Genomic DNA, 11535 nt, shown 5'->3' on the forward strand with positions numbered 1-11535 from the left:
CTCAGCCAGCGCTGGCTGAGGCCGCCGGCCGAGGTGTTCAGGTCCAGGGTCAGGGTCTGGGCCGCGATGCCCAGGCCGTCGGCCCATTTCACCCGGCCGTTGTCGGCGGGGTTCAACGGGTCGATGACCTCGTCGGGATCGGATTCCTCGAACGTCAGCGTGGCCTGCGTGGGATCGTCGAACAGGCCCGTGCCGGCCGGCCAGTTCTGCATCGTCTCGACGTCGAGGCGTCCCGACGGGGTGAAGGCGATCTTGCCGGTCTTGATCTGGCCGTTGCTGTAGGGCGAGCCGGTGACGACGTCCTCGGGCGGGACCGAGACGATCTCGGCGTACCAGATGTTGGGCTCGTCGCTCTTCAGGAAGCGGATTTCCAGGTTGCGCTGGCCGCCCTTCGAATCCGAAACCGGAATGTTCATCTTGAAGTCCGGCTTCACGCCCAAGGGATTGTCGTCGTCGGCGTCGTACATCGCCATCGAGTTGACCGACGCGTCGTACTTGCTGGCGGCGGCGACGTTGCTCTGCAGGCCGATGTCGGCCAGGGCGATGTCGAAGGGCGCACCCGTGGCCGGCGTGAAGCTCAGCGTCGTCAGGCCGGCGTCGACCGCCGCCGCGCCGTTGTTGGCGGTCAGGCCGGTCAGGCCGGTCAGGGCGCCCGTCGCGGGATCGAACGTGGCCTGACCCGTGATCGTCTGGGTGCCCGACTTGATGGTGACGTCGTAGGCGTTGGCGCCGGTGCGGGTGTAGCGCACCGAGACGTCGTGCTTGACGTTGGCGGCGTCGTCCACGCCCTTGTAGGTTGAGGCGCTGCCGGCCGGCGACGACTCCTGCGTCGAGCGCAGGTTGGCGTTGATCTGGACGCGGGTGGTCGGCTCGGCCGTGCCGCCGACCGAGCCGATGTTGATCGAGCGCAGGCGCGAAAGGTCGGACGGGTCGGTCGAGATCTCGCCGTTGGAATCCACCGGCCAGCCTTGGAGGTACAGGCCCGCGCTGTTCTTCAGATAACCCATGTTGTCGACGCGAAAGGCGCCGGCGCGGGTGAACAGGCGGGTGTCGGTGGCGGCCACGCCCTCGGCCTTGTCGGTCACGACGAAGAAGCCCTGGCCGTCGATGGCCAGATCGGTGCTTTCGGTCGTGCGCTGAAGCTGGCCTTCCTGGCTGATGAAGGAACGGGCCGAGATGGCGACGCCGCCGGCGGAGTAGCCCCCGCCGGACTTGGACTGGCTGTTCACCAGGGTCTGGAACTCGCCCTGGGTGCGCTTGTAGCCCACGGTGTTGACGTTCGCGATGTTCTGGGAAATCGCGGCCAGGGCGGCGGAGTTGGCGGCCAGGCCGGACACGCCGGCCAGCATGGCGCTGTTGAGGCTCATTGGGGACGCTCCTTAAGCGTAACGGTCATCGAAAAGGCGGCGGAGCGCATCATGCGGCCGCCTCCTCGGTCTGGACGTCCGGATTCTCCGTATCGTCGGTGTCGTTGTCGGCCCTGACCTCGTTCAGCGAGATCACGGTCGAAAGCGGAAGGATGGAATCGCCGATCACCAGATAGGGCTCGCCGTTGTACATCTCGACGCCGGTGACGCGGCCCTGGATCAGCGCCTGCGCATCGACGGCCCCGCCGGCGGCGTTCTTGGCCGAGACCTTCAGCGTATAGACGCCGCCGTCGTCGGCGACGTCGCCACCGGTCATCTTGCCGTCCCAGGTGAAGCTGTGGACGCCCTGGCTCTTGTCCGGCGCGGCGCCTTCCCAAACCACCTGGCCGCTGCTGTTGACCACCTGAAGGGTCACGTTGTCGGCGTTGGAGGCCAGCTCGTAGGCCCAGGTGGCCTGGCCGTCGTCCAGTTCGGTGGCGGTCCAGGCGGCGGTGACGTTCTTGCCGATGTAGTTGGAGGCGTTGTCCAGGCCGCCGGCGGCCTGGGCCGACAGCAGGCTGGTCAGCAGGTCGTTGGTCAGCAACTGCTGCTCCACGCCGGCCATCTGGGTCAGCTGGGCGGTGAACTCGTTGGAATCCAGGGGCGACAGCGGGTCCTGGTTCTTCATCTGCGTGGTCAGCAGGGTCAGGAAGGTCTCGAAGTTGTCGAACAGGGCGACCGAGCCCGCGTTCAGGCGGCCGGCGGCGTCGACGGACGAAATGGCGTCAGCCATGGTCAGACCCTCACATCGACGCGCTCGGGCGTCAGGGAATGGTTGGTCCAGGCGCCGGGGATCGGCGCGGCGGCGAGATCGGCCTGGGCGGCCAGGCGCGAGCCGCCGGCGAACAGGCTGTTGCGCTGCTGCTGGCGATCGAACGCGCCCCCGCCCGAGGACGGATCACGCTGGGAGAAGTCGAGCGAGTCCTGCGACAGCTGGAAGCCGGCGTCCTGGAGCTGGCGACGCAGCTCGTCGGCGCGGCCCCGCAGGTCGGCGGCGGCGGCGGGGTTGTCGAAGGCCAGGCGCGCGGCCAACTGGCCATCTGAATCGATCTCGACCGTGACATCGACGCGACCCAGGTCCTCGGGCGTCAGCACCATGTCGAACCGGGTCGAGCGGCCCTCCAGCTTTCGGGCGATCTGTGCGGCCAGGTGGGCCGTGGTCTCGATGGTGGCGCGCGACAAGGCCGACGCCAGCGGATCGCGCGCTTGGGCGGCCGGATTATCGGCGCGGGCTGCGTCCGGCGTCGTGTCGGCCGGGGCGGCGTCCACGGCCTGGTCGAGGGGGGCGGCCGCCGGGTCAGTCGTCGCGGGCGGCGCAACCGGGCCCGACGGAGCGTCCGCCAGCGTCGGCGCCTCAGGTTTCACCTCGGATTCAGCGGCGGCGGGCGACGGCGCCGTCTGAGACGCGTCGGTAGGCGCCGACGTCGACGGCGCGGGCGTCTCGTGGCGCAGCGGACGCAACGGTGGCGCTTCGTGCCGCAGCGGGGCGGCGACCGGAGCGGCTGCGATGTTTGGGCGGGACGGGACGTCTTGCGACGTCGCGGCCGGTTCGGCGGGCGCGTCTGTCGCCGCCGCATCATCGGTTTGCGCCGGTTCGGCGGTCGAAGACGACACGACAGCCGGGGCGGGGACTGCAACGGGTCGAGCCAAGGCGGCGAGGCCGACGACGGGCTTCTGGATGACGGCGCTGATATGGACCGCGTCGATATTGACCGCCGCCCGCGTCTCGACGGGACGGGCGTCGGAGGCGGCCGCCTTCAGCGTGGCGGCTGCCGCTGGCGCGGTCGCTTCGCGCGCGGGCGCTGCAGGCGCGTTCGAGAGAGGATCGGTCGAGGCGACCCTTTGCGTCGGCTCCGGCTTCGCGGTCTCATGGACGACGGGCGCGGTCTGGGACGTCGCGGCGGGCGCGGGCGCGGGCGCGGCTGTCGCCTCCGCCTTGGCGGGGCGAGGATGTTCGAGGGCGGCGCCGTCTGGCTTTTCGACCTTTGAGGCGGGCGGGGCGTCCAATCCCTGCACGCGGGCGGCTGCGCCGCCTTCGGTCGGCGTCGCGGCCGTTTGCGGGACGGCGGCCTCCCTCTGACCGACGACGGCGGGGGTCGTCTGAGGCGGGAAAACGTCTGCGGGCGTCGCCTTCGGACCGGCGGCGTCCGGCGCGGCCGCAAGCATGGCGGACGACGCTAGTGCGCTGGCCGCCGCCTCGTCGCCCGTCGCGGCGGAGGGGGCGACCGAGAGGGGCGCGGGCGGCGCGGCCGGCGCGAGCGGACCCTGAGAGACGGTCAGCAGCGAACCCTCGACGTCCGGCGCCTCCCGGTCTGCGATTTCCGCCGTTCCAGGGACGAGCGTGGGCTGGCGTTCGTCAGGGAAGGCCTCGACCTGGACGATCGCGCCTTCGGGGCCGGCCGCTGAGACGGCGACCGCAACGACCGAAACTTCCTGAACCTCGGCGTCGCCCAGGCCGGCCAGATCCAGCCGGCCGACCGATCTGGCCGGCAAGGCGCGCCCGGTGGTTTCGCCCTGCATCTTCGCCGGTGCGTCCTTCACGACACCCTCGCGCACGCCCGCCAGCGCGGCGGCGAAGGCGTCGGCCGCACCGACCTCGGCGCCGCCCGGCGCAGGGGCGACGGTTCCGGCGGCGGCCGGGACAGCAGCGATGAGGGCGGCGGCGGAAGGCATGGGGCGCGAGGCGGCTTTCAAGACGGCGGCGCCTGCTGCGCCCGGAAGGTTCGCCGCCCCCGTCGCAAGCGGCGGGCCAGCCGGCAGCCGCTTCTAAATAGATAGTAAAATCAGCGACTTATCGACATCGCTCCTGCGCCCGTCTTGTGGTTGCAGGATCATTCTTGCCGTGCGCCGCCGCAATTTTGCCGGGCTTGGCGCGGGACGGACGATTGAGCCGATCGCCGTGGCCCAAGGTTTGCGGCGACATCGGCCATGAACCCGCGTCAAAAACGCTTATCTTTGCAAATCAACGCGTTGCAGCGACCGTCTCGCCGCGCGGCGGGGCAAGATTTGCGCGTGGCCGGGCAAGGCTTGCCGGGCGCGGGTCTGGGCGGGGAGGGCCGGCGGTGTCTCTGAACTCGATCATGAACATCGGCGTGTCGGGCCTGCAGACGGCCCAGACTCAGCTGCGCGTCGTCTCGGACAACATCTCCAACGTCAACACGCCCGGCTATGTCCGAAAGGTGGTCGACCAGACCGCCGCCGTCACCGCCGGCGGCGGGGCGGGCGTGGACGTAGCGCGCGTGCGCCTGTCGACCGACCGCTTTCTGCAGGCGGCGAGCATGAGCGCCAGCGCCGACTCCGCGCGCTACGCCGTGCGCAACGAGCTTTACGATCAGATCCAGACGGCCTTCGGCGACCCCAGCGGCGACGGCGGCCTGTTCGGGGACATCGACAGCCTGTTCGCCAACTTCACCGCCCTGGCCGAGACGCCGACCTCCTCGCCCGCGCGGCAGGAGACCATCTACAAGACCCAGGCCCTGTTCAACGAGGCGAAGTCCGTCTCGCAGCGCATCCAGGCCTTGCGTCAGGAGGCGGACAGCCGGCTGGGCGCCGTGGTCCAGTCCGTCAATCCGTTGCTGGAGCAGATCGACAAGCTCAACAAGACCATCGCCACGGCGACCGTAACGGGCCAGGACGCGACCGGCGCCCAGAACGCCCAGCAGTCCCTGATCAATCAGCTGGGCGAGCTGATGGACGTCAAGGTGGAGGCGCGCGCCAACGGCGGCGTGACCATCCGCACCAACACCGGCGCGACGCTGGTTGGCGAAGGTCACGCCACCCTGTCGTATGAGCCGGCGGGAACAGTCGGCGCGACGACCAGCTTCAACGACATCTGGCTGACCGAGCCCAGCGGATCGCGGTCCCTGGCGCTGGAAGGGATCGGTTCGGGCGAGATCAAGGGGCTGGTCGAACTGCGCGACCAGGACGCCCCGGCGGCCGCCGAACGGCTGGCCGAACTGACGGCTAGGATCGCGGACGAGCTGAACCGCGCCCACAACGCCAGCACCGGCGTGCCCGCGCCCTCGACCCTGACGGGACGCAACACCGGCCAGTCGCTGGAGACGGCGCTGGCGGGCTTCACCGGGGTCGTGACGGTCGCCACCGTCGACGCGGCCGGCGTCGTCACCGGCCAGGCGGTGATCGACTTCACCAACAATCCGCCGACCGACCTGGCGAGCCTGAACGCCCAACTGGCGGGGGTGGCCACCGCCAGTTTCTCCAATGGCGTGCTGACGCTAAACGGCGATGGAGGCGCGGGTCTGTCGATCGCGGACGCCGCCGTCGATCCCAGCCTGAAGGGGGGCAAGGGCTTTTCCCACTGGTTCGGCCTGAACGACCTGGTCGTCAGCGACACGCCGACCACCTACGAAACCGGTCTGACGTTGACGTCGTCGCACGGCTTCACAGCCGGGGAGAGCGTGACCTTCCGCTTCACCGGCGCGGATGGCGCGCGGGTGCGCGACATCAGCGTGGCCGTGCCCCCCGGCGCGGGCACGATGGCTGAACTGCTGAGCGCGCTGAACAATCCGGTCACGGGCGTCGGTCGTTACGGCGCCTTCAGTCTGGACGGCGCCGGCACCCTGACCTTCAAGAGTTACGACAGTTCCGGCTCGACCCTGTCGGTGGTGCGCGACACCACCAGCCAGGTTCCTTCCGGCGTGACGATGTCCAATCTGTTCGGCATCGGCGGCGGGGTGCGCGCGGCGCGCACGGAAGGCTTTTCCGTGCGCCAGGACATCCAGTCGAACCCGTCGAAGCTGGCCCTGGCGCAATTGAACCTGTCGGCGGCGGCGGGAACCCCGGCGTTGAGCGCCGCGGACGGGCGCGGCGCGCTGGCGCTGTCGGACATCGGCAAGCGCACGGTCGGCTTCGCGGCGGCGGGCGGCGCGGCGGGCGGGCCAAAGACCCTGTCGAACTACGCCGCCGACTTCTCCGGCGACATCGGCAGCCGCGCTTCGGCGGCCAAGAGCCGGGCCGACACGGCCTCCGCGGTGCTGGAGGAGGCCAACAATCGCCGACAGTCCAAGGAAGGCGTCAACCTGGACGAGGAATTGGTCAACATGACCACCTTCCAGCAGGCCTACAACGCCTCGGCGCGGCTGATCCAGGCGGCCAACGACATGTATGACACGCTGATCGGGATGCTGAGATGACCCGCGTCGCCACCTTCTCCAACTACCAGTCCGCGCTGCTGGACCTGATGGGCGCCCAGAGCCGCGCGCAGCAGGCGCAGGAGCGGATCGACAGCGGCCGCATCGCCACCGACATGGCCGGCTACGGTCGCCAAGCGGAATCCATCACCGCGCTGAAGTCGACGCAGGCGCGGCTGGACGGCTTCGTCGAGGCGGGCAAGTCGGCGGCTGGTCGGCTGGACGCCCAAGACCTGGCGATGAGCCAGGTCTACGCCGGGGGCAATGGCGCGCGCGAGGCCATCGCCAACGCCCTGTCGGCCGGCAAGCTGGACAGCCTGATGACCGAGCTGGGGCTGCAGTTCCAGACCTTCCAGTCGGGACTGAACGCGACCTATCAGGGCCAGTACCTGTTCGCCGGGGGCCAGACCGACACCGCGCCCGCCACCGCCAAATCGATGGCCGATCTGACGGCCGCCGCCAGCGTGGACGACGTCTTCGCCAACGACTCCCTGAAGCACAAGTCGCGCATCGACGAGAACACGACGCTGGAGACCGGCTTCCTGGCCAATGAGCTGGGCGGGCCGCTGGCGACGGTTTTCCGTAACCTTCAAGCCTATAACGAGGGAACGCCCGTCACCATCGACGGCGTGACCTATACGCCCGCCGGCGCCGGAACCCTGAGCGGCAAACCCTCGGCGGATGTTCAGGCCTTCCTGACCGAGCAACTGAAGCAGTTGGACGCCGCCAACAAAGAGGTGACCAACCAGACCGCCAAGAACGGCCTGATGCAGAACCATGTCGAGGACACGCTGAACGCTCATGAAGGCCGCCAGACCTCGTTGGACAAGCTGATGATCGACAAGACGGGCTATGACGCCGCCCAGGCCATCACCGACCTGCAACTGGCCCAGGTTGCGATCGAGGCCTCGGCCCAGGTCATCAACTCGCTGCGCGGGACGTCTCTGCTGGACCTGCTGCGGACCTAGAAACGATTGAAAGAAAAAGACAACGGCCACGCTGGACGCGGGATGCTAATGGAACATAACATGAACGAATGGCTCGTCTCGATCTTCGCCGCAAGCTGTCCGTGCTGGCTGACGCCGCCAAATACGACGCGTCCTGCGCGTCGTCGGGGACGTCCAAACGGGACTTTGTGGGCGGGCGCGGGATCGGCTCGACCGAGGGCATGGGGATCTGCCACGCCTATACGCCGGACGGCCGGTGCGTCAGCCTGCTGAAGATACTGCTGACCAACTTCTGCATCTACGACTGCGCCTATTGCATCAACAGGGCGTCTTCGAACGTGGAGCGCGCGCGGTTCACCGTGGCCGAGGTGGTGGACCTGACGCTGAACTTCTATCGGCGCAACTACATCGAGGGGCTGTTCCTGTCGTCCGGGGTCATCCGCGACAGCGATTATACGATGGAACAGTTGGTCGAGGTCGCCCGCATCCTGCGAGACGTCCACGACTTCCGGGGCTATATCCATCTGAAGCTGATCCCGGAGGCCGATCCCCGGCTGGTCGATCTGGCGGGCCTGTACGCCGATCGACTTTCGGCCAACATCGAGCTTCCGCGCGACGAGGCCCTGTCGCGGCTGGCCCCTCAGAAGGATGTGGGGGTCATCAAGAAGGCGATGGGGCAGGTGCGCCAGGCGGTGGAGGCCGCCAAGCCCGCCCGCCGCGACCGCGCCCGACCGCCCCGGTTCGCGCCGGGCGGCCAGAGCACCCAGCTGATCGTCGGCGCGGACGGCGCGCCGGACACGGAAATCCTGGACCGCAGCGCCTCGCTCTATGGCGGTTACGGTCTGCGCCGGGTCTATTATTCGGCCTTCAGCCCGATCCCCGATGCCAGTTCGATCCTGCCCCTGTCGCGCCCGCCGCTGATGCGTGAACACAGGCTGTATCAGGCCGACTGGCTGATGCGTTTCTACGGCTTCTCTGCGCCCGAGATCGGGGAGGCGGCGACCGGTGGGATGCTGGACCTGGCCGTCGATCCCAAGCTGGCCTGGGCGCTGAATCGCCGCGAACAATTCCCTGTCGATGTGAACCGCGCGTCGCGCGAGATGCTGCTGCGCGTGCCGGGGCTGGGGGTCAAGGCGGTCGACCGCATCGTGTCGGTGCGGCGCTATCGTACACTAAGACTGGAAGACGTGGGCCGGCTGACACGCTCCGTCGCCAAGGTGCGGCCCTTCATCACCGCCCTGGACTGGTCGCCGGGCGGACTGACGGACGCGGGCGATCTCCGGGCGCGGGTGACGACGCGCGCGCCCGAACAGTTGAGTCTGTTCTGAATGACGACGGCGGAGCTGGCGTCTGAAACGGATTTCGACGGCTGGCGGAAGGCAGCGCGCCAGATGCGACTGGCAGGCGTCGAGCCTGCCGCCGCGCGCTTCGTCGTGGCGGGAGGAACCGCTCAGGGCGGGCTGTTCGACGACGCCTCGCCTGGCTCCGGCCACGCGGGCGGGCGCGAGCCCGAGTTTTCGGTTCCCAAGGCTTTCGTCGATCTGGCGCACGCGGTGATCCTGCATCGCTCGATCGACCGGTTCGATCTGATGTATCGCCTTTTGTGGCGTCTCCGCGACGATCCCGACCTGATCCGCGTCATCTCCGATCCCGACGTCGCCGACGCCCTCGAAAGGGCCAAGAACGTCAGCCGCGCCGCCCACAAGATGAAAGCCTTCGTCCGCTTTCGACAGACGCACGACGATCGGGGCGAGGCCTGGGTCGCGTGGTTCGAGCCGGCGCACCGGGTGCTGGAGCGCACGGCGCCCTTCTTTCAGCGCCGCTTCACCGCCATGCGCTGGTCGATCCTGACGCCCGACGGTTCGGTCTTCTGGGATGGTGAGACCTTGCGCTTCGGCCCCGCCGCGACGCGTGACATGGCGCCGACCGAGGACGAGATCGAAGAGTTCTGGAAGACCTACTACGCCTCCACCTTCAATCCCGCGCGTCTGAAGGTGAAGACGATGCAGGGGGAGATGGCCAAGGGCTACTGGAAGAATCTGCCCGAGGCGGCGCTGATCCCGGAACTGGTGGCCTCGGCGCAGGTTCGAATGGAGGCCATGGTCGCCGCCCCCGCTCCCGACCCGAACGCCCGCTTCGCCAAGGCGATCGCGCGCGACGTCCACCAGGATCGACCCGACGCCGAAGCCGCGCCGGACACCGTGACAGCCGTGGAGCGCGGGGTTCAGGCGTGTCGGCGCTGTCCATTGTATCGCGACGCCACCCAGGGCGTCTGCGGCGAGGGGCCGGCTTCAGCGCGGCTGATGATCGTCGGCGAACAGCCGGGCGATCAGGAAGACCTGGCGGGCCGTCCGTTCGTCGGGCCGGCGGGGCAGGTGCTTGATGCGGCGCTTGAGGAGGCCGGCATCGACCGGTCCGACGTCTATGTCACCAACGCCGTCAAACACTTCAAGCACGAGCCGCGCGGCAAGCGCCGTCTGCACAAGACCCCGAACGCCGGAGAGGTGCAGGCCTGCCGCTGGTGGCTGGACGCCGAGCGTCGCCTGATTCAGCCAAAGGTGATCGTGGCGCTGGGCGCGACGGCGGGGTTGGCGGTCTTGGGAAGAAAGCCCGCCGTGATGCGAGAGCGCGGCCATCCGCTGCAACTGGCGGACGGCGCGACCGGCGTGCTGACGGTGCACCCATCCTACCTCTTGCGATTGCCGGACGCCGCGGCTCGGGACGCGGCGCGCGCCGACCTTGTCGACGACCTGAAGACTGTTCGTCGGCTTCTGGCCTGACAGGGCGAACGAATCCCGTTCCGCCGCGTTTGATCCGGACCGCGAGCGTAGCGGTTAGGAACGAGACGTATGGGGGCGCCACGCTTCGCACAGGAAACGGCGATGTCGGCATATCGATGTCATCGCACGTTGACTTCATCGACCGGCTTGACCATTAGGCGAGTTGGGATCGCGGGTGCGTCGTGGTGTCGGGCGCCGACAACGACGGCCGCTTGCCGACACGGGGACCGATGAGTCAGGCGGATTATGAAATCCAGGACGCCGCTGACGGCGCCACGCTGCGCCTGACGGGCGACTGGACCACGACGGCGCTGGGACGGCTGCCCCAGCGCCTGAAGAGTGATCTGGACGGTCGCCGAGTGGACGGCGTGGACACCGCCGACTTGGGTCGTTTCGACACCGCCGGCGCTTTGGCGCTGGTTCAGGCGTCCGGCGGCCGCCTGCCGAAGTCCGCCTGGAAGGGGCGGCCGGAAGCGGGTCGCATCTACAAGATGATCGAAGCGCTGGAGCGCAAAAGCGCGCCCGCGCCAAAGCGCCCGGACATGCTGACCCGATCCTTCGGCAAGATCGGGCGGGGCGTCTATGACTTCGGCGCCGAAGCGATGCTGTCGCTGGCCTTTCTGGGTCGCCTGATGACGGCGGTGGTCGAGGCCGCCCGCCATCCCGGCGACATCCGCTGGCCCGCCTGGGTCAGCCAGGCCGAACGGTCGGGCCTGGACGCGATCCCCATCGTGATGATGACCAACTTCTTTATCGGGGCGGTGGTCGCCTTCATCGGCGTGGACCTGCTGACCGACTTCGGCGCCCAGGTGTTCGCCGTCCAGCTGATCGGCGTGGCCATGTTTCGCGAGTTCGCGGTGGTCATCGCCTCGGTGCTCCTGGCGGGTCGGTCCTCGTCGTCCTTCGCGGCGGAGATCGGCTCGATGCGGATGAACCAAGAGGTGGACGCCATGCAGGTCATGGGCGTCAACCCGTTCCAGGCGCTGGTAGTGCCGCGGCTGGCGGCGCTCGTCGTCATGCTGCCCCTGCTGACCTTTCTGGGCATGCTGGGCGGCCTTTTCGGCGGCTTGATCGTCTGCTGGAGCAGTCTGAACCTTGGGCCGGCCTTCTTCTTCCAGCGGTTGGTCGAGGACGGAACCATGGCGCAGCACATGATGGTCGGACTGGTGAAGGCGCCGGTCTTCGCCCTGGTCATCGCCGCCATCGGCTGCCGCCAGGGCATGTCGGTGGCCGGCGACGTGGAGAGCCTGGG

At 68.7% G+C, this 11535-nt stretch carries 8 protein-coding genes; 5 read left to right on the plus strand and 3 right to left on the minus strand.

Annotated features, from left to right (window positions below; all coding sequences use genetic code 11):
* From B2U11_RS05565 to B2U11_RS05575, 3 genes are all read right to left on the minus strand, one after another.
* Positions 1-1367 (minus strand): flagellar hook-basal body complex protein (locus B2U11_RS05565; protein ID WP_292070474.1); only part of this gene is annotated, 1367 nt, incomplete at its 3' end.
* 49 nt (positions 1368-1416) lie between these two features.
* Positions 1417-2139, minus strand: coding sequence for a flagellar hook assembly protein FlgD (locus B2U11_RS05570; RefSeq protein WP_292070476.1), 723 nt, complete (start codon positions 2137-2139; stop codon positions 1417-1419).
* Positions 2140-2141: 2 nt separating this feature from the next.
* On the minus strand, positions 2142-4079 hold the full coding sequence (locus tag B2U11_RS05575; protein WP_292070477.1) for a flagellar hook-length control protein FliK: 1938 nt from the start codon (positions 4077-4079) through the stop codon (positions 2142-2144).
* A gap of 389 nt (positions 4080-4468) precedes the next feature.
* Here B2U11_RS05575 and flgK point away from each other — a divergent pair, with 389 nt between their 5' ends.
* The 5 genes from flgK to B2U11_RS05600 form a co-directional block, all read left to right on the plus strand.
* The gene (flgK, locus tag B2U11_RS05580; RefSeq protein ID WP_292070479.1) at positions 4469-6559 is read left to right on the plus strand and encodes a flagellar hook-associated protein FlgK; all 2091 of its coding nucleotides are present in this window, start codon (positions 4469-4471) and stop codon (positions 6557-6559) included.
* Positions 6556-7524 (plus strand): hypothetical protein, encoded by a 969-nt coding sequence (locus B2U11_RS05585; RefSeq protein ID WP_292070480.1) that lies wholly within the window; start codon positions 6556-6558, stop codon positions 7522-7524. Before flgK ends, B2U11_RS05585 begins: the two co-directional genes overlap by 4 nt.
* Positions 7525-7592: 68 nt before the next feature.
* Positions 7593-8831: a putative DNA modification/repair radical SAM protein gene (locus B2U11_RS05590; RefSeq protein ID WP_292070482.1), complete on the plus strand. Its 1239-nt coding sequence runs from the start codon at positions 7593-7595 to the stop codon at positions 8829-8831.
* Complete coding sequence (locus B2U11_RS05595) at positions 8832-10283, plus strand: UdgX family uracil-DNA binding protein (protein ID WP_292070483.1); 1452 nt, start codon at positions 8832-8834, stop codon at positions 10281-10283. It abuts the gene before it with no gap.
* Positions 10284-10513: 230 nt separating this feature from the next.
* A partial coding sequence (locus B2U11_RS05600) for an MlaE family ABC transporter permease (RefSeq protein ID WP_292070484.1) occupies positions 10514-11535 on the plus strand: 1022 nt, incomplete at its 3' end.

It is taken from the genome of Brevundimonas sp. UBA7534, assembly GCF_002479325.1.
GTDB lineage: Bacteria > Pseudomonadota > Alphaproteobacteria > Caulobacterales > Caulobacteraceae > Brevundimonas.

Bases quoted from the DNA above. Each gene is read 5' to 3' on its own strand.
- B2U11_RS05585 (WP_292070480.1), top strand. From the start codon at position 6,556: ATGACCCGCGTCGCCACCTTCTCCAACTACCAGTCCGCGCTGCTGGAC.
- B2U11_RS05590 (WP_292070482.1), top strand. From the start codon at position 7,593: ATGGCTCGTCTCGATCTTCGCCGCAAGCTGTCCGTGCTGGCTGACGCC.
- B2U11_RS05570 (WP_292070476.1), bottom strand. From the start codon at position 2,139: ATGGCTGACGCCATTTCGTCCGTCGACGCCGCCGGCCGCCTGAACGCG.
- B2U11_RS05595 (WP_292070483.1), top strand. From the start codon at position 8,832: ATGACGACGGCGGAGCTGGCGTCTGAAACGGATTTCGACGGCTGGCGG.
- B2U11_RS05575 (WP_292070477.1), bottom strand. From the start codon at position 4,079: ATGCCTTCCGCCGCCGCCCTCATCGCTGCTGTCCCGGCCGCCGCCGGA.